The organism is Streptomyces sp. CWNU-52B, from assembly GCF_047444975.1.
GTDB lineage: Bacteria > Actinomycetota > Actinomycetes > Streptomycetales > Streptomycetaceae > Streptomyces.
This window is the reverse complement of sequence record NZ_JBLFJV010000002.1, coordinates 103,675-123,066: the sequence shown is the minus strand read 5'-3', so window position 1 is coordinate 123,066 and position 19,392 is coordinate 103,675. Positions and strand designations below refer to the sequence as shown.

General features: G+C 73.1%; 16 protein-coding genes. 5 read left to right on the top strand and 11 right to left on the bottom strand.

Annotated elements, in window-relative coordinates; translation table 11 throughout:
* The first annotated feature begins 141 nt into the window (after positions 1 to 141).
* Both treY and ACLVWQ_RS01770 read left to right on the top strand, forming a co-directional pair.
* Positions 142 to 2,544 (top strand): malto-oligosyltrehalose synthase, encoded by a 2,403-nt coding sequence (gene treY / locus ACLVWQ_RS01775; protein ID WP_414106278.1) that lies wholly within the window; start codon positions 142 to 144, stop codon positions 2,542 to 2,544.
* A gap of 175 nt (positions 2,545 to 2,719) precedes the next feature.
* Positions 2,720 to 3,970: a M14 family zinc carboxypeptidase gene (locus ACLVWQ_RS01770; protein WP_414106277.1), complete on the top strand. Its 1,251-nt coding sequence runs from the start codon at positions 2,720 to 2,722 to the stop codon at positions 3,968 to 3,970.
* Between the two features lie 30 nt (positions 3,971 to 4,000).
* Here the strand turns inward: ACLVWQ_RS01770 and ACLVWQ_RS01765 are convergent, their stop codons facing one another.
* Together ACLVWQ_RS01765 and ACLVWQ_RS01760 are read right to left on the bottom strand one after the other, a co-directional pair.
* The gene (locus ACLVWQ_RS01765) at positions 4,001 to 4,480 is read right to left on the bottom strand and encodes an SSI family serine proteinase inhibitor (RefSeq protein ID WP_414106276.1); all 480 of its coding nucleotides are present in this window, start codon (positions 4,478 to 4,480) and stop codon (positions 4,001 to 4,003) included.
* Between the two features lie 80 nt (positions 4,481 to 4,560).
* Positions 4,561 to 5,118, bottom strand: coding sequence for a DUF1707 and FHA domain-containing protein (locus ACLVWQ_RS01760; protein WP_414106275.1), 558 nt, complete (start codon positions 5,116 to 5,118; stop codon positions 4,561 to 4,563).
* Positions 5,119 to 5,299: 181 nt separating this feature from the next.
* On the opposite strand from ACLVWQ_RS01760, the gene treZ reads away from it, so the two are divergent.
* Positions 5,300 to 7,045, top strand: coding sequence for a malto-oligosyltrehalose trehalohydrolase (gene treZ / locus ACLVWQ_RS01755; RefSeq protein WP_414106274.1), 1,746 nt, complete (start codon positions 5,300 to 5,302; stop codon positions 7,043 to 7,045).
* A 136-nt stretch (positions 7,046 to 7,181) separates the two neighbouring features.
* Here treZ and ACLVWQ_RS01750 read toward each other — a convergent pair whose 3' ends face one another.
* From ACLVWQ_RS01750 to ACLVWQ_RS01715, 8 genes are all read right to left on the bottom strand, one after another.
* Positions 7,182 to 8,105 (bottom strand): aminoglycoside phosphotransferase family protein, encoded by a 924-nt coding sequence (locus ACLVWQ_RS01750; protein ID WP_414106273.1) that lies wholly within the window; start codon positions 8,103 to 8,105, stop codon positions 7,182 to 7,184.
* A gap of 53 nt (positions 8,106 to 8,158) precedes the next feature.
* Positions 8,159 to 9,283: an aminopeptidase P family protein gene (locus ACLVWQ_RS01745; RefSeq protein WP_414106271.1), complete on the bottom strand. Its 1,125-nt coding sequence runs from the start codon at positions 9,281 to 9,283 to the stop codon at positions 8,159 to 8,161.
* A gap of 161 nt (positions 9,284 to 9,444) precedes the next feature.
* Positions 9,445 to 10,077, bottom strand: coding sequence for a LysE family translocator (locus ACLVWQ_RS01740; RefSeq protein ID WP_414106270.1), 633 nt, complete (start codon positions 10,075 to 10,077; stop codon positions 9,445 to 9,447).
* Between the two features lie 129 nt (positions 10,078 to 10,206).
* The gene (gene cyc2 / locus ACLVWQ_RS01735; RefSeq protein WP_414106269.1) at positions 10,207 to 12,396 is read right to left on the bottom strand and encodes a germacradienol/geosmin synthase Cyc2; all 2,190 of its coding nucleotides are present in this window, start codon (positions 12,394 to 12,396) and stop codon (positions 10,207 to 10,209) included.
* A gap of 237 nt (positions 12,397 to 12,633) precedes the next feature.
* Positions 12,634 to 13,380 (bottom strand): ABC transporter ATP-binding protein, encoded by a 747-nt coding sequence (locus ACLVWQ_RS01730; RefSeq protein WP_414106268.1) that lies wholly within the window; start codon positions 13,378 to 13,380, stop codon positions 12,634 to 12,636.
* 44 nt (positions 13,381 to 13,424) lie between these two features.
* Entirely contained in the window at positions 13,425 to 14,216 is a 792-nt protein-coding gene (locus ACLVWQ_RS01725) for an ABC transporter permease (protein WP_414106267.1), read from the bottom strand.
* Positions 14,217 to 14,307: 91 nt separating this feature from the next.
* Entirely contained in the window at positions 14,308 to 15,084 is a 777-nt protein-coding gene (locus tag ACLVWQ_RS01720; RefSeq protein ID WP_414106266.1) for an ABC transporter permease, read from the bottom strand.
* A 79-nt stretch (positions 15,085 to 15,163) separates the two neighbouring features.
* A complete protein-coding gene (locus tag ACLVWQ_RS01715; RefSeq protein ID WP_414106265.1) occupies positions 15,164 to 16,210 on the bottom strand; it encodes an ABC transporter substrate-binding protein in 1,047 nt (348 codons plus the stop codon).
* 157 nt (positions 16,211 to 16,367) lie between these two features.
* Between ACLVWQ_RS01715 and ACLVWQ_RS01710 the strand changes: the two genes are divergently transcribed.
* Both ACLVWQ_RS01710 and ACLVWQ_RS01705 read left to right on the top strand, forming a co-directional pair.
* On the top strand, positions 16,368 to 16,913 hold the full coding sequence (locus tag ACLVWQ_RS01710) for a hypothetical protein (RefSeq protein ID WP_414106412.1): 546 nt from the start codon (positions 16,368 to 16,370) through the stop codon (positions 16,911 to 16,913).
* 32 nt (positions 16,914 to 16,945) lie between these two features.
* A complete protein-coding gene (locus ACLVWQ_RS01705; protein WP_414106264.1) occupies positions 16,946 to 18,430 on the top strand; it encodes a hypothetical protein in 1,485 nt (494 codons plus the stop codon).
* Between the two features lie 59 nt (positions 18,431 to 18,489).
* Here the strand turns inward: ACLVWQ_RS01705 and ACLVWQ_RS01700 are convergent, their stop codons facing one another.
* Entirely contained in the window at positions 18,490 to 19,167 is a 678-nt protein-coding gene (locus tag ACLVWQ_RS01700) for an AIM24 family protein (protein ID WP_414106263.1), read from the bottom strand.
* Positions 19,168 to 19,392: the final 225 nt, after the last annotated feature.

The following is a 19,392-nucleotide window of genomic DNA, read 5'->3' as shown; positions in this document are numbered from 1 at the left end:
GTCGCGCGGTTCCCCGCGCCCCTGAAAAGCAGGGGCGCGGGGAACCGCGCGACCAGCCACAGCCGACCCGCACCTTCGAACCGCACCCCGGCGGAGCGTGTCGGCGGCACTAAACGCCGCAAGCCGGGTACCTAGGACTCCATGACACCTGAGAGCCCAAACCCGGCGGCCACCACCGCGCCGACTGCCACGTACCGGCTCCAGCTGCAACCGGAGTTCCCCTTCGCCGCGGCCGAGCGCGCCGTGCCGTACCTGGCCGACCTCGGCGTCTCCCATCTCCATCTGTCGCCCGTCCTGGAGGCCGTACCGGGTTCGGGCCACGGCTACGACGTCGTCGACCCCACGCGCGTGCGCGACGAACTGGGCGGCGAGGACGGCCTGCGGTCCCTGTCGCGCACCGCCCGCGACCACGGCCTGGGCCTGGTGGTGGACATCGTGCCGAACCACATGGCGATGTCCCCCCGCCACAACCGCCCCCTGTGGGAGGTGCTGCGCGAGGGCCCCGACTCTCCGTACGCGCGCTGGTTCGACATCGACTGGCAGGCCCAGGACGGGCGCGTACTGCTGCCGGTGCTCGGGCAGCCGGTGGGCGCGGAGACCGGCGACCTGGTGGTCGACGGGGACGTCCTGCGCTACCACGAACACGCGTTCCCGCTGCGGGCCGGCACCGCGGAACTTCCGCTGCCCGCGCTGCTCGACGCGCAGTGGTACCGCCTGGCCTGGTGGCGACTGGCCCGCACCGACCTCAACTACCGGCGCTTCTTCAGCATCTCGGAGCTCATCGGGGTGCGCGTCGAGGACCCGGAGGTGTTCGCGGCCACCCACGCCAAGATCCTGGAGCTGCTGGCCGACGGGGTGGTCGACGGGCTGCGGATCGACCACCCGGACGGCCTCGCCGACCCGGACGCGTATCTGCGCCGCCTGCACGAGGCGAGCGGGGGGCGCTGGACGGTGGTGGAGAAGATCCTCGCGGACGGCGAACCGCTGCCCGCCGCCTGGCCGGTCGCGGGCACCACCGGCTACGACGCGCTGCGGCACGTGGACGGCGTCCTCACCGACCCGGCGGGCGCCGGCGAGCTGCTGGGCCAGTACCGGAGGTTCGCCGCCCCGCAGGCCGACCGCGGGGGCGTCTGGGAGGCGAGCGTGCGGCGGGCCGCGTACAAGGTGGTCCACCACGAGCTGGCCGCCGAGGTCGACCGGCTGACCCGCGAGGCGGACCGGCTGTGCCGCACGTCAGCGGACCCCGCGCTGCGCGACCGCGCCCCCTGGGCCCTGCGCACCGCGCTGCGGGAGCTCCTCGTCCGCCTGGAGGCCTACCGGCCGTACGCCTCCGGGGACGCCGCCGCGGTGCTCACCGAGGAGGCCGCGGACGAGGCCGGACAGGCCTTCAAGGTGCCGGAGGAGGCCCACACCGTCGGTCTCGTACGGGATCTGGTGCTGGGCCGGATCGGCGAAGGACCGGCGTACGCGGCGTTCCGGGCCCGGTTCGCACAGACCGCGTCGGCGCTGCGGGCCAAGTCCGTGGAGGACACCGCGTTCTACCGGTACGTACCCCTGCTGTCGGCGACCGAGGTGGGCGGCGAACCGGGCACGCCCGCCCTCGCCCCCGAGGTCTTCCACGCGTACTGCGCGCGCGTGCAGCGCGACTGGCCCACCACCGGCACCGTGCTGTCCACGCACGACACGAAGCGCAGCGCCGACGTACGGGCCGCGATCTCCGTGCTCACCCAGGCGCCCGCGCGCTGGGCCGACCTGCTCGCCGAGGTGACCGCGGCGACGGTCGCCGAGGGGGTGGGCATGCCGGACCCGCAGGTGGCCTGGGCCGCGTGGCAGACCGCCGTCGGCCTCGGACCCGCCGCCGGGGAGCGCCTCAGGGGCGCCCTGCTGAAGCACATCCGCGAGGCGGGCCTCGGCACCGCGTGGACCGAGCAGGATCCCGTGTACGAGGCCTCCGTGGCGGCGTTCCTGAAGTCGGGCCCGTGCGGGACGCCCGGACGGCGTGTCGACGAGTTCCGGCGGTCGCTGGAGCCGTACGTGCGGGCGAACGTCCTCGGCGCCGCCCTGGTCCATCTGACGATGCCGGGCGTGCCGGACCTGTACCAGGGCACGGAGTGCGAGTACCGGGCCCTGGTGGACCCGGACAACCGGCGGCCCGTGGCCTTCCCCCCGCGGGACCCGGACGCGCTGTCCGCCGAGAAGGCCGCGCTCACCACGGCCGCCCTGCGACTGCGCCGCCGGCGTCCCGCGGTCTTCGGCGAGTCCGCGGCGTACGATCCGCTGCCCGCCCGGGGCCAGGGGGCGGCGCACTGTCTGGCGTTCACCCGCTCCGGTGAGGTGATCGCGGCCGTCACCCGCCTCTCGCTGCGTCTGGAAGAGGAGGGCGGCTGGCGCGACACGGAGCTGCCACTGCCGCCGGGGCGCTGGACGGACCTGCTCGGCCCGGGACAGGAGTTCACCGGGCACGCGCGCGTGGCGGCGCTTTTCGGACGCTCACCCGTGGCTCTGCTCGAGCGGGTGAGCGACGATGCCACGTCGACCGACTGACCCCCGGCGCCGCGAGGTGCCGCCGTCCGCCGCGTCCACGACCGGGGGCGAACCGGTGCCCCCTTCGGCGGAACGTGCTGCTGAGCGCTCCCCGGAGGCACCGCACGACGTACTTGACAGCTCCCGCGGTCCGTGGAGTACTGCGGATTGCGACGCAGGGCGGACCAGGTCGGGGGTGAGTCTCCTGCCGGAGCAGCGCTACCCCAGTGTGACCGAACTCCTCCGTTCCGCCAGGGCGCTGGCGGCTCATCGGCCGGGTCTGTGCTCGCTGCGGCAGATAGGCGCCTCGCGGGCCGGCCGGCCCCTGCACCTGCTGTCCGTGGGGCACGCCCGGCGCTCGGTGCTGGTCGTCGCGGGCGCCCACGCCAACGAGCCCACGGGCGGTTCCACCCTGCTGGCGCTGGCCGAACGGGTCGTGCGTGAGCGGCGGTTGCGCGGCGACACCTCCTGGCACTTCCTGCTCTGCGCGGACCCGGACGGCGCCAGTCTCCATGTGACGCCGGCGCCGCGCACCCTGCTCGACTACCACCTCGGCTTCTTCCGCCCCGCCGGGCCCGAGCAGCCCGAGTGGTCGCCCTCGGTGCTGCCGCCCGACCGGCTGCCGCCCGAGACCCTCGCCCTCTTCCGGGTCATAGACGAGCTGCGCCCCTACCTCCAGGTCACGCTCCACGGGACCGACCTGGGCGGCAGCTGGGTGCAGCTCACGAAGGACATACCGGGGCTGGCCGAGCCGTTCGCCAAGTCCGCGGCGGAGCTGAACATACCGGTGGAGACGGGCGCCTCGGACGCCGCCGGCTGGCCGGTCTCGGGACCCGGGGTGCATGTGATGCCGGCGCCCGGCTCGGACCTGGCGTACCCGAGCATGCCGGACGACGCCCGGCTGAGCACCTGGTACCGGGCCCATCTGTACGGGGGGCTGACCGCGGTCGTCGAGGTGCCCATGTGGGCGAGCGACCTGGTGGACGATCCCGCTCCGCATCCCGCTCCGGCGGCGGCGATGCGCCGGCTGGCCCGCCGTCTCCTGCGGGACACGCACGAGGTCGAGATGGTCCTCGCCGAGGCGCAGCCCCGTCTGACCGGTCCCGACGGGCCGCTGCTGCGGGCCACCAAGTGGGCGCTGGAGCTGGTTCCCGGACTGGCCGGCGACTGGGGCCGGCCGCCGCCCCCGCACACCACGATGGCGCATGTGGGCAGTGTGGACGCGTTCGGCCGCCGGCTCCCGCTGCGGTCCGCGGCGATGCTGCTGCGGGTCCTGCGGGAGGCCGGTGACCCGGCCGCGCCCCGTCTGGAGCACCTGGTCGGCGTCTGGAGCGAGGCCTTCGCCGAACGCTTCCGGGCGCGCTGGGTGCCTCTGGAGCACCAGGTGCAGCACCAGAGCCGCACGGTGGTCGCCGCGGCGCGACACGCCCGGGACCGGTCGTGGTAGGACACCTGGGAGCCGGTGGCGGGCGGGCGGTCAGCGCGGCAGGTCGAACACCGCCCCCGTGCGCGCCGTCAGCACACAGGAGTTGGCGAACGTCTCCTTGTACGTGATCGCGCGGCCGCCCCACGTGCCCCGCGCGGTGGCGGACACCGGGGCGTAGACCATCGGGCAGAAGGAGTCCTCGGCCGGGATCAGGCCGACGTCGCCGTGCGCGGCGCGCAGTTCCTCGCAGGCGCGCGCGGCGTGCACATGGCCGCGGGGCGGGTCGCAGAGCAGGAGGGTGCCGCGGGTGGCGCCGGAGCGGGGGTCACCGGGGCGGACGTCGCCGGAGCGGGCCTCGCCCGGACGGCTGCCGCCGGAGTCGCCGTCGGTGACCGTCACATAGAGCCAGTCGCCGGCGGACGGCTCCGGGAGCGCCGCCGCGCGGGCCTGCACCGGTCCCGCCACGAGGAGTGCGCAGGTGGCCAGCAGACAGGCCCGTACCGCCGCGGTCGCTTTCTGGTTGTTCGTCATTTCCTGTACATCGGCACCCGGGCCCTGCGGGCCGACCCCGACTCACCCGAACGCCACGTCGGCCCCAGGGCCGCCAGAAGCTAGTCCGCGGCGAGGCGGAACGCCATCCGGCCGAAGCTGACCTGGTCGCCGACCTGGACGACGGCGGCGCCGATCACCCGCCGTCCGTTCACGGAGGTGCCGTTGGTCGAGCCGAGGTCGCGCAGCACCCACAGGCCGCCCTGGCGGGTGAGTTCGGCGTGCACCCGCGACACCGTCTCGTGGTTGAGCCGCAGACCGCTGGCCGGGTCGCGGCCTATGCGCAGCGGGTAGCGGTGCTCGGGCCGGGGCAGCAGCAGTTTGGGCAGCCGCTCGGCCTGCCAGGCCCTGCGCAGCCGCACGGTGAACCCGGAGACCGCCTCGACCGTGCCGAACAGCAGCCGTGACCAGCGGCCCTCGGTCCGCAGGTCGGCGGTGAGCGCGGCCAGTTCGTCGGAGGTGCGGGCGGCGAACGCGAGTTCCATCCGCAGGACGAACGTGTCGTGCGAGAGCCTCCCCAGGGCGGCGCCCTCCCGCAGCGCCTTCAGCGTCCGGTCCCGCTCGGCGTCCGACAACCGCGCGGGAGCGGAGGAGGTGTGGAACTCGGGGGACGACGTCACGGTGCCGATTGTCCGGCAGCGCGGCCGGAGTGTCCAGAAGACACCGCACCTCACAGGGGTGCGCACCGCGGGTCCGGCCGATTACGCCGTCCGATCGGGAGGATCCGAAGGCGAATTGATCTCGTTTGACGCACCATGGGACCCGGTGGGATCACGGTGAGCAGACGAGGGGGAACCGTCCGTGCAGTTCGAGGTGTGGGCACCACAGGCCGGTCGCACGACACTCCACTGCGCGGGCACCGCGCACGCGCTGGAGCCCGATCCGCAGCGCCCGGGGTGGTGGACGGGCGAGGCCGAGGCACGGGACGGCACGCGGTACGGGTTCGCGCTGGACGACGGTCCCGTCCTGCCGGACCCGCGCTCGTACCGGCAGCCGGACGGGCCGGACGGCCTGAGCGCGGTGGTCGACCACGAGCGGTACGCCTGGCGCGCCGACTGGGCGGGGCGCGGGCTGCCGGGTGCCGTGCTGTACGAGCTGCACGTGGGCACGTACACCCGGGAGGGCACCCTGGACGCGGCCGCCGAGCGGCTGGAGCACCTGGTGGAACTGGGGGTGACGCACGTCGAGTTGATGCCCTTGTGCCCGTTCCCGGGGCGGCACGGCTGGGGGTACGAGGGGGTGTCGCTGTGGGCGGTGCACGAGCCGTACGGCGGCCCCGAGGCGCTGAAGCGCTTCGTCGACCGGGCGCACGGGCTCGGGCTCGGCGTCGTCCTGGACGTCGTGCACAACCACTTGGGCCCTTCGGGCAACCATCTGCCCGCCTTCGGGCCGTACTTCACGGAGACCCACCACACCCCCTGGGGCTCGGCGGTGAACCTGGACGCGCCCGGCTCGGACGACGTGCGGGCGTTCCTGCTCGGCAGCGCGCTCTCGTGGCTGCGCGACTACCGGATCGACGGGCTGCGTCTGGACGCGGTGCACGCGCTGCACGACACGCGCGCGTGCCACTTCCTGGAGGAGCTGTCGGCCGCCGTGGACGCGCTCTCCGGTGAGCTGGGCCGGCCGCTGTTCCTCGTCGCCGAGTCGGACCTGGGCGACCCCCGGCTGATCACCCCCCGCGCGGAGAACGGGTTCGGGCTGCACGCCCAGTGGAACGACGACTTCCATCACGCGCTGCACACCGCGCTGACCGGCGAGGCGCAGGGCTACTACGCGGACTTCGCCCGCGCCCCGCTCGCGGCGGTGGCGAAGACGCTGACGGCGGGCTACTTCCACAACGGCACGTACTCGTCCTTCCGGGGCCGCCGGCACGGGCGTCCGCTGGACGTCACCCGGGTCGCGGGCCACCGCCTGCTCGGTTACGCGCAGACCCACGACCAGATCGGCAACCGCGCCCTGGGCGACCGGCTCGCGGCCCGCCTCTCCCCCGGGCTGCTGGCCTGCGCGGCCGCGCTGACGCTGACCGGGCCGTTCACGCCGATGCTGTTCATGGGGGAGGAGTGGGCGGCGGGCACGCCCTGGCAGTTCTTCACGGACCACACCGACCCGGAGCTCGCGGAGGCCGTACGCCGGGGCAGGCGGCGGGAGTTCGCTCCGCACGGGTGGGCCGAGGAGGACATCCCGGACCCGCAGGACCCGGCCACCCGTGACCGGTCCTGTCTCGACTGGTCCGAGCCGGAGAAGGGCGTCCACGCGCGCGTGCTCGCCTGGTACCGGGAACTCATCGCCGTCCGGCACGGCCAGGCCGACCTCACGGACCCCGACCTCGCGGACGTCAAGGTCGCGTACGACGAGGACGCCCGCTGGCTGGCCTTCCGCCGGGGCGACGTGCGGGTGGCCGTGAACCTCGGCGTCGGGCGCGCGGCGATTCCGCTGGGGGCGCGGCCGTCGCGGGTCCTGGCCGCGTGGGAGCCGGTGGAACCCCCCGGCACGGACGGCCTCCTCGACCTGCCTGCCGAGTCGTGCGTGGTGCTTCTCCAGGGGTGACGGGACGCTCCGCTGGGGTGCGGGGACATCTGCGGGTGCGTCGTGGCTGGTCACGCCGATGTCCCGGCGCCCCTGCTTTTCAGGGGCGCGGGGAACTGCGCGCTCAGCCCCCACCGGGCCCGCAGATGTCCCGGCGCTACAACGGATCGTCGTGGAGGTCCGTGATCCGCTCCAGCAGGATCGCCTCCCACGACCTCCCCAGCTGCGCACGCAGAACCGGCAGCGAGCCGTCGTCGTGACGGCCGCCCAGCCGTGCGGCAAGGCGGATCACGGTGTCGCAACGGGCGAGCCACAACCCGCGCAGACAGGGCCGCGCACCGTAACCGGCGAGGGTCGCCGCACGGACGGCCGCCGGGGCGCCGACCGCCAGGGCGAGCCCCGCGATGTCCTCGGTCGGGTCGCCGACCGCGGCCTCGGACCAGTCGAGGACACCGCGGACCCGTCCGTCCGAGGTGACCACGAGGTGCTCCCCCCTGAGGCCCTGGTGGACGAGGAACGCCGCGTCCGGCTGCGCGGCGAGCTGCACGACGCCGGTCGCGGTGAGCTGCTGGAGCCGGGCGGGGTCGAACTCGTCGGCGGCGGCCAGCCGTTCGGCGGCGCCCACCGCGGCGGTCCTGAGCGTTTCGAGGGACCGGGGCGTGGCACGGGGCACACCGAGGGCCTCGGCCTGCCGCCCCGGCACCTCGCGCAGTCCGGTGAGCAGTCCCGCCAGGTCGGCCTCGCCGACGGCGGAGACGTCCCGCCGCTCACCGGACCCGCCGGGGATCAGCGTGTCGAGCGTGTACGTCAGGCCGTCCGTCCACTCGCCGTGGGCGACGCTCACCGGGACGGCGACGCCGATGTGGGGGCGTACCAGTTCGCGCAGCCGCAGTTCACGGCGCTGGCGGCGGGCGGCCTCGCGGTCCGGGGCGAGTCGCAGCACATGGCGGGCGCCCACGAACCAGGTGAAGTGCTCGCCGCCCTCGGCGGCGGGCGTGATCCGGGACCCGCCGCCGTCCGGGAGCAGGGAGCGGACGAGGTGTCGCACGGTGTCCGCGGTGGGTGTCGCTGCCTGGGTCATGGTCGCGCCGTCCGCCGTTGGGATCCGGAGTCCGGAGGGCTCCTGAGGAGTGGTCAGTTCACGACGGCCATGTCCCGGGGGGTGTCGTTGAGGCGGCGTCCGCCGTCCTCGGTGACCGTCACGATGTCCTCGATGCGTACGCCGAAGCGGCCCGGCAGATAGACGCCGGGCTCCACGGAGAAGCACATCCCGGGCACGAGCGGCTGTTCCTCGCCCTCGACCATGTACGGCGGTTCGTGGGTGGTGACACCGATGCCGTGCCCCGTGCGATGGATGAAGCGGTCGCCGTACCCGGCGTCGGTGATGTATGCGCGGGCCACCCGGTCGACGTCCTGGCAGGCGATCCCGGGCCGTACGGCCTCGAACGCGGCCTGCTGGGCGGCCCGTACGACGTCGTGGACCCGCTGCTCCTCGGCGGTCGGCTCGCCGACGTGCACCGTGCGGGAGGTGTCGGAGCCGTAGCCGTGCTTCAGCCCGCCGAAGTCGAGGACGACCGTGTCGCCGTGCTCGATGACGCGCGGGCCGGCCTCGTGGTGCGGGTTGGCGCCGTTCGGGCCGGACCCGACGACCGTGAAGTCCACCTGCTCGTGTCCGAACCGCCGCAGCAGACCGGCGAGGTCCCCGGCGACGTCCGACTCGCGCCGGCCCGCGAAGGCGACCTTCAGGATCTCCTCGTACGCGGCGTCGGCGGCGGCGCCCGCGGCGGCCAGACGCTCCAGTTCGGCGGCGTCCTTGACGGCCCTGAGCATCGGCAGCCCCTCGGTGAGGGACACGTAGGACGTGCCGGGCAGCTCCTTCTGGAAGCCCAGCAGGTGCAGCGCCCAGGCGTTGTCGCTGACGCCGAAGCGGCCCGCGGCGTCGAGGAGCGGGGCGGTCGTGGCGTACGGGTCCTTGCCGTCGGTCCAGTCGCGCAGCGTCAGCGCGGGCGCGCCCACCGCCTTCTCGGCGTCGGGGGCCTCCAGGGTGGGCACGACGAGCACGGGGTCCTGTCCGGCCGCGAGCACCAGCAGGGTGAGCCGCTCGGTGTCCGCGGGCGGCGCGTAGCCGGTCAGCCAGACGAGGTCGGGGCCGGGCGCGACGAGCACGCCGTCGAGCCCCGCCTCGGCGGCGGTCCGTGCGGTGCGCTCCATCCGCGCCTGGTAGTCGGCGGCGGTGAAGGGCTCGGGCGTACCGGTCATCCGGTCCTCCGTGGGGCAGAAGGGGCTACGGGCAGCATCCTGCCCGGACAGTGGGGGTGGCGCGAGCCGGTCGACGCCACTTTCGCCGGGCGTCGGCTCGCTGTCTTCTCTTCCGGGCTCGCTCTTCCGGGCTTCTGTTCCTTCGGGGTTCCGCGGCGGCATCAGCTCTCCAGGGCCAGCCGGGCGCCGAGGAGCAGCAGCACTCCTCCGGAGACCTGCTCCAGCCTGCGCCGTACACCGGCCCGGGACAGCACGGTCCTCATGCGTCCCACGCACCACACGTACACGCCGTAGTAGCCGACCTCGTAGACCGCCCAGAGCGCGGCGAGCCCCAGCATGGCGGGCAGGTGCGGGGCGCCCTGGGGCACGAACTGCGGGAGGAAGGACATCGCGAAAATGGCCGCCTTGGGGTTGGCCAGGTTGATCAGCAGTCCGCCCCGGTAGGAGGCCCAGCCGCTCTTCCCGCTCTTCCCGCCCTCCCCGGTCATGCCGTCGTCCGCGCCGTCCGTGGGGCGGCGGGCCCGCCACAGGGTCTGCACGCCGAAGACGACGAGCACGACGGCGCCGACGACGCGCATCACGTCGTACGCCACTTCGGAGGCGGTGAGCAGCGCGGTCAGGCCGAACGCGGCGACGGCGCCCCACAGGAAGACCCCGGTCTCGTTGCCCAGCACCGTCAGGAAGCCGGAACGTCTGCTGTGCAGCGACTGTCTGATGATCAGCACGGTGCTCGGGCCAGGCGAGGCCGCTATCAGGGTGCAGGCGCCGAGGAAGGCGAGGAGAAGGCTCAGCATGGGCCCATCGTGGTCCCGCGCGAAGGGCACGGCAACGCATTTCCGTCCACGGGACGCCACCCCGTACGAGGCCCGCGGCGCGGCCGGCCTCGAACGGGTGACGGCAGGTGTCTCTCCCCCGGCCCGGGGTCAGTGGGCCATGGTCGAGGGCGTCCGCCAGACGGAGCCGAACGGCAGTTCCGGGAGCTGTCCCGGTACGAAGCCGTGGGCGCGGCGGGCCAGGTCGGCGGCTCCGTAACGACGGCAGTCGTAGTGCCACTTCAGGATGCCGGCCATCCAGTTCTGCAGCTCCACCACATAGCCCTCCATGATCGCGCGGGCCTCGTCGGAGAGGTCGAAGTCCTCGTACAGGACGGGGAACTCATGGGCGGCGACGTGCTGGAACTGCTGCATGCGCTGGGTCATGAGGTCGTGGACGACCCCGAGGGCCCGGGGGTAGTCGCAGCCGAAGAAGTTCTGCACGACGAGGATGGCGTTGTGCACCTCTCCCTCGTACTCGATCTCCTTCTGGTACGAGAAGACGTCGTTGATGAGCATCCCGTAGTCGATCGCCGCGTTCTCCAGTGACCGGACGGGGCCGCTGCGGTAGACCTCCGGTGGCACCTGCGGGCCGTGGCCCAGGCGGCACAGGCTCATGGTGAGGTCGGAGCCGAAGGTGGCGCGGCGCATCTCCAGGTAGTCGACGGGGTCGGGGATGCGGTTCTGCAGCTGGTTGGACAGCTCCCAGACCCAGCTCTCCGTCATGACCTCCACCGAGGCCCGCATGGTGCGGCGCGCGTCCGGCGTCATGGTGGCCGTGGTGCGCCGCCACAGATCGGCGAGACCGCGCTCCATCGCGTTGGCCGGGGGCGGGATCTCCTCGCCGTCGACGGGCATGCAGGCGGACAGCCGCGCGGTGCACAGCTTCGCGGCCACCAGGTCCCTGCGGTGCCCGAAGACCATCGGGTAGTAGTCGTCGCCGTACGTCCCCCAGGCGAGCCAGTGCGCGCTGAGGTCCAGCGCCTCCGGGGTGCCGTCCGGGTCCAGGCCGGCCGAGCACAGCGGCAGGTCGTAGGCGTCGAGCTTGTCCTCGTCCCAGACGCCCTCCTGGAGGATGCCCATGCGGTGCGCCCACGGGGTGATGCGCCGCCGGGCCCCGTCCAGGCCGGTGTTGAGGCGGACCTGGAACGGCATGTAGAAGTCGGGCAGCAGGGACGGGCCCACCTTCTGGTACGGCACATGCGTGTAGGCGCGCAGCCGCTCGGCGCCGGCCGAGGCGAGCAGCGCCCCGATGTCGGCGGCGGAGGTGCCTGGCCCGGTGAGCACGCCGGCCGACGGGGAGGTCTCCAGCGCCCCCTCGTTCATGTACCGGCTGGACCGCAGGTGCCACTCGTGGCCGCCCGACTGCCAGTCCTGGAGTCCCCGGGTGTACTGGGCGACGGCCCGGACCTCGGCCGGGTCGAGGCCCTTCTCCAGGGCCAGCGCGGGCACTTCGGTGAGCGCCGTGTGCTCGAACTGGTGCAGCCGTGAGGTGAGGATGTCGTTCACCGCTTCGGCGGCCTGCTGGGTCGTGCAGTCGAAGAACGTCTCCAGGACGAGCACCCCGTTGCTCAGCTCGCCCTCCTCCTCGACCTCCCGCTGGTACGAGAAGAGGTCGTTGCGCAGGTGGACCCCGTCGGAGAAGGTCTCCATCAGCACGCGCAACGGCCGGGAGCGGGCCACCTGCTGGGGGACCTCCGCGGTCGCGTACTCCACGAGCCCGGCCGACCAGGGGGCGCCGCCCACCTTGCGGCGCATCTCGATGTACTCGACGGGGTTGGCGACCCGTCCTTCGTTGATGTTGGACAGCTCCCACATCGACTCGTTGAGCAGATGCTCGGTCGACTCGGCGAACCGCCTGCGCCATCCCATGGACATCGAGGGGACCGTCCGCGCCCACAGGTCGGCGAGTCCGGCCTCGACGGGGTTCTGCGGCTCTGGCACGGGGGTCGTCAGGTCGAGCGGCATGAAGAGCGGGAGGCGGTCCAGGTAGGCCTTGCCGCCGGAGCGGTCCTGGCTGCGTTTGAAGGTCTCCAGGAAGTGGTCGTCGAAGAAGAAGACCCACACGTACCAGTCGGTGATGAGGGAGAGGGCGGGGCCGTCGCACTCGGGGTGCGTGTACGCGCACAGCAGCCCGTAGTCGTGTGCGTCGAGGTCGGCCTGCTCCCAGACACCGGAGCCTTCCAGCATGCCCATTCCGCGCGCCCACTCGGACGTGTGGGCGCGGGCCTCGTCGAGATGGGGGTTCAGCCGCGCGGGGTACGGCATGTAGAAATGAGGGAGTTCGAACGGCTGCGTCATGGCCCGGCCCTACCCGGGGGTGTGTACGGGCATCCGTGTGGGCCGCGATGATCGCACCATCGCGTGAACGGCGACGTAACACGCCTCGCACGGGGAAATGATGTGCTTCGCCCCCGCCGCCCCTTCCCGTTCCCGACCAGTCTCAGGGGCTCCGCCCCCGAACCCCCGTGCGCAGTTCCCCGCGCCCCTGGGCATACCTGCCTCAGGGGCGCGGGGAACGGGGCGGAAAACCTCGGCTCAGCCGCGGACCGCGCGGCCCACCTCCGCCCGCAGCGCGACGAACTCCGGCAACCCCCGCGTGGCGATCTGATCGCGCTCGCCGGGCAGCGTGACCGGCAGGTCGAGGACCACCCGCGAACCGGGCCCGCCCGAAAGCACCACCACCCGGTCCCCCACGTACACACTCTCGTCGATGTCGTGCGTGACGAACACGATCGTCGTCCCCTCGCTCCGATGCACCTCCAGCAGGAGGTCCTCCAGGTCCTCCCTGGTCTGCGCGTCCAGGGAGCCGAAGGGCTCGTCCATCAGCAGCAGGGACGGCCGGCACACCAGCGCGCGGGCGATGGCGACCCGTTGCTGCATCCCGCCGGAGAGCTGCCAGGGGTGCCGGCGTCCGACGCCGGGAAGGCCCACCCGCTCCAGCATCCGTTCGGCCGCGGCCCGTCGCTCCGCCCGCCCGAGCCCCCGCCGCCGCAGGGGGACCGCGACGTTCTCGCGGACCGAGAGCCATGGGAAGAGGGAGCGTCCGTAGTCCTGGAAGACGACGGCCAGCCGGTCCGGCACGCCGGTGACGGGCGTCCCGTCGACGGAGACGGTGCCCTCCCGCACCGGCAGCAGCCCCGCCACCGTCCGCAGCAGCGTCGACTTGCCGCACCCGGACGGGCCGACGACACACAGGAGTTGCCCGTCGGGGACGGTGAGCGTGATGTCGTGCAGGACGGAGTGGTCGCCGTACCGCTGACCGAGCGAGTCGAGGCGCAGCATCCGGGCCGCTCACCCGCGCCGCTCGTCGGGGTCCGTCTGCGGCCTCATGCCTGCCTCCCTCTGCCCAGCAGTCGCTTCTCGACCGCCAACAGGCCCGTGTTGAGTACGTATCCGAGTGCGCCGAGCAGCACCAGCGCGGCCCACACGGTGAGCAGGTCCGAGCGCGACTGGGCGTCGGTGAGTGTGAAGCCGATGCCGTTGGCCGTGCCGGGCAGCAGTTCCGAGAAGACCATGAGGATGAGGCAGAGCGAAAGACTCAGCCGCAGGCCCGCGAAGATGCGCGGCAGGGCCGAGGGCAGGAAGAGGAGCCACAGGCGTTCGACCGCGGTCAGGCGCAGCACCGCGGCCACGTCGAGGCGGAGCGGGTCGGTGTTGCGGACGCCGTCCGCCGTGTTGATGAGCACCGGCCACACGGCGCTGACGACGATCGAGGTGAGCTGCATCGGGGTGCCGAAGTCGAGGACCACCACGAAGACCGGGACCAGGGCGGGGGGTGGGACGGCGCGGGCGAACTGCAGGACCGGGTTGCACAGGGCGTGGGCGCGGCGGGAGCGGCCCAGCGCCGTGCCGAGGGCGATGCCGGCGGCCCCGGCGAGGGCGAAGCCGGTGGTCATACGGGCGAGGCTGGGCAGGATGTTCTCGGTCGCGGCGGAGGTGAGGAAGACGTGGCGGGGCGGGCCGGAGAACCAGAGGTCGTGGGTGCGGCGGGCGATGTCCGAGGGTGGCCGGAAATAGACGCTGCCGCGGGTGCGGGTGGCCAGTTGCCACGCGGCGACGGCCACGGCGAGCACGCCCCACCGCAACAGGGCGCCGCGCGCCGCCTCACCCCGCTTCATGCGCGTTCCTTCCGGGGGCGGCGCCCCTTCAAGGGGCGCGGGGAACTGCGCAACGGGGGTCCGGGGGCGGAGCCCCCGAGGGCGATAGGCCTCACCACTCCCCCCGGTGCTCCGGCGTCCAGGGGAACAGCCTCCGTTCGCCCCACACCAGCACGGTGTTGATGACCAGCCCCAGGCCCCCGGCCCAGACCACCCCGGCCAGCACGTCCCGCGTGCCGTCCGTCGCCAGTCCCGACTGGGCGATGAAGATGCCGAGCCCCTCCCCGAAGCCCGCCAGGATCTCCGTGGCGACGGCCAGGATGAGGGCGATCGCCGCCGAGATGCGCAGGCCGGCGGCGATGAAGGGCGCGGTGGCGGGGAGTTCGACCCGCAGCAGCACCGACAGCCGGCCGAAGCCGAAGGCCCGCAGGGTGTCCTTGGCCAGCGGGTCGGTCTCCCCCAGGCCGTAGACGGTGTTGAAGAGGATCGGCCAGACGGAGGCGTAGGTGATGAGCGCGACCTTCGTCTCCGTACCGGAACCCAGCAGCAGGGACACCAGCGGGATCAGCGCGACGGACGGCAGGGGGCGCAGGAACTCGACGATCGCGCGCGCCGCCTCACCGACGACGGGCACGCTGCCCAGCAGCAGGCCGAGCGGTACGGCGATCGCGCAGGCGAGGGCGAGTCCGAGGGCCCAGGCCCGCACGGTGGCGCCGACCCCCGTCAGGAAGACCTGGTCACCCGCCAGCTCCACCGCCCGCGCCAGGACGTCGGAGGCGGGCGGCAGATAGCTGCGCCGCACCAGACCCGCCCGGCTGACCGCCTCGCACCCGCCGAAGGCGAGCAGCACTCCGAGCGCTCCGAGCAGCAGTTCCTGTCCGCGCCTCACCCGTTCCGCCTCATGCCTTCCGCTCCGCGGCCGGTGCCGTCCGCCGCTCGACGAGTCGTCCCGTCACGTGCCGGCCCCCCTACTTGACCAGCAACGTTCCCGGGTCGATCTCCTTCTTCAACAGGCCCTGCTCCTTCATGAGTTCGGTGAGGCGGCGCAGTTGGGACACGTCCGAGGTCTGCGGATAGGCCGGCAGCCGGAGCGACTCGGCCTCGTCCGCGGTCACCTTGGTGTACTTGGGCAGTTCCGCGCGTACCGCGTCCTGGTCCTGTGTGGCGATCCGCGCCGCCCCGGCGATCGCCCGCTGGAAGGCCGCCGCGGTCTTGGGGTTCTCGGCGGCGTAGTCGCCGGTCGTGACGTATCCGCTGATCGGTATGGACTCCACCGGGGCGGCGCCGCCGTCGACGAGGACGCGGGCGTCGAGCTGCTTCTGGATGGCGCTGTCGAAGGGCTCGACGGCGTGGACCGCGTCGACCTGCCCCTTCTCCAGGGCGGCCCCCATCTGGGGGAAGGCGATCTGCCGGTACTCGGGGCGGCCCGCGCCCTGTCGGCCGAGGATGGCGTTCAGGGTCAGCGACTGGATGTTGTTGAGGATGTTGACGGCGACCTTCTTGCCCTTGAGGTCGGCGACGCTGCGGATGTCGGAGTCCTTCGCCACGAGTACGTCCATCATGTGCGGCGCGACGCGGGCCCCCTCGGAGAGGATGCGCAGGTCCAGGGTGCCCTTCTCGTGGGCCTGCAGGAAGGTGACGTAGTTCGCGCTCGCGATGACGTCGACCTGCCCCTTCGACAGGGCGGGCAGCGCCTGGATGCTCTGCTGGACGGGCTGGATCCTCACCTCCAGCCCCTCCTTCTTGAACAGCCCGCGGTCCCGCGCGAGGTAGAGGGTCGCGTTGTCCGCCAGGGGCAGCGCGGCCACGGTGACGCTCGACTTCTCCAGCCCCTTGCCGCCCCCGCCCGTACCGCTGCCTGAATCCGCGTCGTCGGAATCACCGCCGCAGGACACGACGGTCAGTACCAGGGCGATCGCGAAGGCGATCAGTTTTCCCGTGCTTCTCGTGCGTCGTGTGTTTCCCGTGCTTCTGGCGTCTCCCGGGCTGCGCGCACGGTCTCGGGGCGTCGGCATGCGCGCATGGTGACCCGCACCTTGGCATGATCACAACACATCTTCGCGTCGTTACCCGAATTGTGCCTGGGTTGACGATCCATTGACCCTCAACTTAGGTTCACCTTACCCAGGTGGTTCTCGTCACCGAAAGGGCCAACTACCCACGAGATCCGCCCTGTTCTCCCGTGCCGCCCGTATCCCCGCCGCCTCGGCCACCGCCGCCGCGCTGACGGTCGGGCTCGCCACCTCGGCCTCGGCCGCCACCGTCACGCGGTCCGCGACGGTCGGCGGCACGACGTACGACCTGTCGCTCACCGCGCCGGACAGCCTCTCGGCCGCCGGGCAGAACATCAGCGTCACCGGCAGCGGTTACAACACGCTCCAGGGCGTCTACGTCGGACTGTGCGTGATCCCCGAAGGCGTCGTGCCGGGAGACCCGTCGACGTACACCTCCCGGCCCACCCCCTGCCTGGGCGGCGCGGACCAGTCGGGCACGACGGGCGCCTCGCACTGGGTGTCGGACCAGGGCGGCGGCACGGTCGCGAACAGCTCCACGTACGGCACCGGCGGCTCCTTCACCGTGAGCGTGCACGTGCACCCGGAGATCGCCGCAGGGCAGGTCTGCGGCACGGACGTCGACTGCGCCGTCGTGACTCGCGCCGACCACACGGGCAGCGGCAACCGCTCGTACGACGTCTACCTCCCGGTCACCTTCTCGTGACCGCGCCCCTCAGAACCCGGGGGCGGGGCACGGTGCTCCGCCCCCGGGCGGCCGGCGCCCTGGCGGGCGTCACGGCAGTGGTCCTCGCCGCCGTCGCGGCCGGCACGCCCGCCGTCGGCGCCGACGACCCGCCCGGCACCGGCGGGTACGCGCGCACGGCCCGCCTCACGACCGTCGGCAAACCGCTCGACCTCCTGATGCACCCCGAGTCGGGGAAGCTGTACGTCGGGTCCGACACCGTCGCCGGTACGGCGGACACGAGCCTGGCCGGGGTCCACGTCGTCGACCCGGCGTCCGGGGACGTACGGAGCTGGGTGAAGACCGCGCCCGGCAGCACGGGCGCGCCCGCCCAGCTGCCTGGCAAACGGCTCGTCGGGCCGCTGCCGGGCGACGGAGTGCACTACCTGGTCGGGCTGCGCGGGATCGCGGCCGCCCGGGACGGCGACCCGACCGGGACCGGGGGCTGGCTCACCGGCACGACGATCACGCAGGCCAAGGCCGGTGCGAACCCCGGCACGGTCGTGGTCGTGCGCGGGACGCGGCTGGAGGAGGTCGCCGTCGGCGGGACCGCGGTGACCGTCGAGCGGTCCCTCACGCTCCCGGCCGCCGGGGGTCCGCTCGCCGTGGACACCGCGGCCGGGCAGATCTGGGTCACGGACAACACCGACGGCCTGCTGCGCAGGGTCGGTTCGGCCGACTTCGCGCCGGACGGCAAGGAGATCGCTCTCGGCGCCGGGGCCGCCATGTCCTTCCTGGAGTGGGACACCGGGCGCGGGGTGCTGTGGGCGGGGCGCGGCACCGTGCTGGAGGCGTACGACGTCGACTCCGGGGAACTGGCCGCGTCCTTCGACGCGGAACCGGGCGACACCGTCGCCGACGTCGCCGTGGACCCGGGCTCCGGCCGGGCGTTCGCGGTGTGGCAGGACTGGGGCAACCCGCCGGAGGAGGGGGACGGCGTGGGACGGCTCGCGGTGTACGACACGGGCACGCTCAAGGATCTCGGTCTGGGCGCCGAACTGCCCGGTGTCGACGGACAGTTGGGCAGCTCGTCGGTGGCCGTGACGCCGGGCGGCGACGCGGTGTTCGTCGCCGGCCCCTCCGACGCCTCGCTCAGCGTGTTCAGGGCGCCGGTGCCGCCGACGCCTCCCGCCTCGCCGTCACCACCGGACCCGACGGACCCGCCGGACCCGACGCCCTCGCCCGATCCCTCCGACGGGTCGCCCGAACCGTCGCCCGGCGACACGGACCCGGGCACCGACCCGACCGGCTCGGGCAGCACGGTTCCCGTCGACGGCCCCGCGGGCGACGGGAACGGCGTGGGCGGCCCGGGTGACATGAGCGGCACGGGCGGCACGACCGGTGGCGGCTCCTTCGACACCGCCGCCGGCGGCGGATCGCTCGCCTCGACCGGCGCCGGCGTGCTCCTGCCCGCCGCGGCGGGCACCGCGGCTCTGCTCGCCGCCGGCACCGCCGCCGTGCTGTGGCGCCGGCGGACGGACGACGGGCAGGAAGCCTGACGGACACGCGAGGACCCGGAGGGCCCAGCCGCCTCGAGAAGGCCCGACCCGGGCCCGTATCAGTGCTGCTGGGCCTTCTGCGGTGTGGCCTCGCTCGGCCGTACGACCACGAATCCCTCCCCCTGGAGCATCAACTGCACGGCCTCGCCGGAGCCTCCGCGGATCATCGAACCGATGGACTGCGAACGGTGCAGCGACGTCTGGAGGTCGGCCGTCCAGCCGACCACCGCGTCCGTGTCGACGTACACCGGCCACTGCGGTGAGACCGGGATGACCAGCGGGTTGCCCTCGCAGACGAGGCCGAGCCTGCCCTGTCCGGTGAAGACGCTGTTGAACAGGCCGCCGCCGGTGACACCCGCGCCCTTCACCGTCTTGATCTCGTACTGCAACGAGGCGTCGAAGCACAGCACGTTGCGCCCGTTGACGGTGAACACGTCACCGGGGTCGATGTCGATGATGAAACAGTTCTGCGCCTCGTGCGCGAACCACGCCTCCCCCTGCCCGCGCACCGCCATGAGCGGCAGTCCCTCGCCGGTGACCGCACGCTTGAGCATGCCGCCGACACCCTGGCCCTTGCGCTCGAACTGCAGATTGCCGCGGTAGGCGATCATCGCGCCCTGCCGGGCGAGCATCTCGCCGTTGACGGCGTACCTGATCGACTTCGCGTTCTGCGCGCTCATGCCCGCCGTGGCGGCGGGCTGCACCATGTACTCGCTGGAAAACAGATCACCCTTCATCCGGGCATCCTGTCCCGGCGGGCGTCGGTTCCACCATCCCGCGACAGGAGAAAAGACAGCGCCGAAAGTATCCGGTCGTGCGACGAAAGGCAGGGGTGGCCGACGCCCGCTCGCGTCGGCCACCCCTGCGGGGCCTTTCGGCCCCACCCTGTGGGGGGTGGTCGTGGGGGGTGATCGTGCGGGTGGTCAGGGTGTTACCCGCGGTTCGTGCGCACCTCGACGATA

Bases quoted from the DNA above. Each gene is read 5' to 3' on its own strand.
- treY (WP_414106278.1), top strand. From the start codon at position 142: ATGACACCTGAGAGCCCAAACCCGGCGGCCACCACCGCGCCGACTGCC.
- ACLVWQ_RS01765 (WP_414106276.1), bottom strand. From the start codon at position 4,480: ATGACGAACAACCAGAAAGCGACCGCGGCGGTACGGGCCTGTCTGCTG.
- ACLVWQ_RS01750 (WP_414106273.1), bottom strand. From the start codon at position 8,105: ATGACCCAGGCAGCGACACCCACCGCGGACACCGTGCGACACCTCGTC.
- ACLVWQ_RS01745 (WP_414106271.1), bottom strand. From the start codon at position 9,283: ATGACCGGTACGCCCGAGCCCTTCACCGCCGCCGACTACCAGGCGCGG.
- ACLVWQ_RS01740 (WP_414106270.1), bottom strand. From the start codon at position 10,077: ATGCTGAGCCTTCTCCTCGCCTTCCTCGGCGCCTGCACCCTGATAGCG.
- cyc2 (WP_414106269.1), bottom strand. From the start codon at position 12,396: ATGACGCAGCCGTTCGAACTCCCTCATTTCTACATGCCGTACCCCGCG.
- ACLVWQ_RS01730 (WP_414106268.1), bottom strand. From the start codon at position 13,380: ATGCTGCGCCTCGACTCGCTCGGTCAGCGGTACGGCGACCACTCCGTC.
- ACLVWQ_RS01725 (WP_414106267.1), bottom strand. From the start codon at position 14,216: ATGAAGCGGGGTGAGGCGGCGCGCGGCGCCCTGTTGCGGTGGGGCGTG.
- ACLVWQ_RS01715 (WP_414106265.1), bottom strand. From the start codon at position 16,210: ATGCCGACGCCCCGAGACCGTGCGCGCAGCCCGGGAGACGCCAGAAGC.
- ACLVWQ_RS01700 (WP_414106263.1), bottom strand. From the start codon at position 19,167: ATGAAGGGTGATCTGTTTTCCAGCGAGTACATGGTGCAGCCCGCCGCC.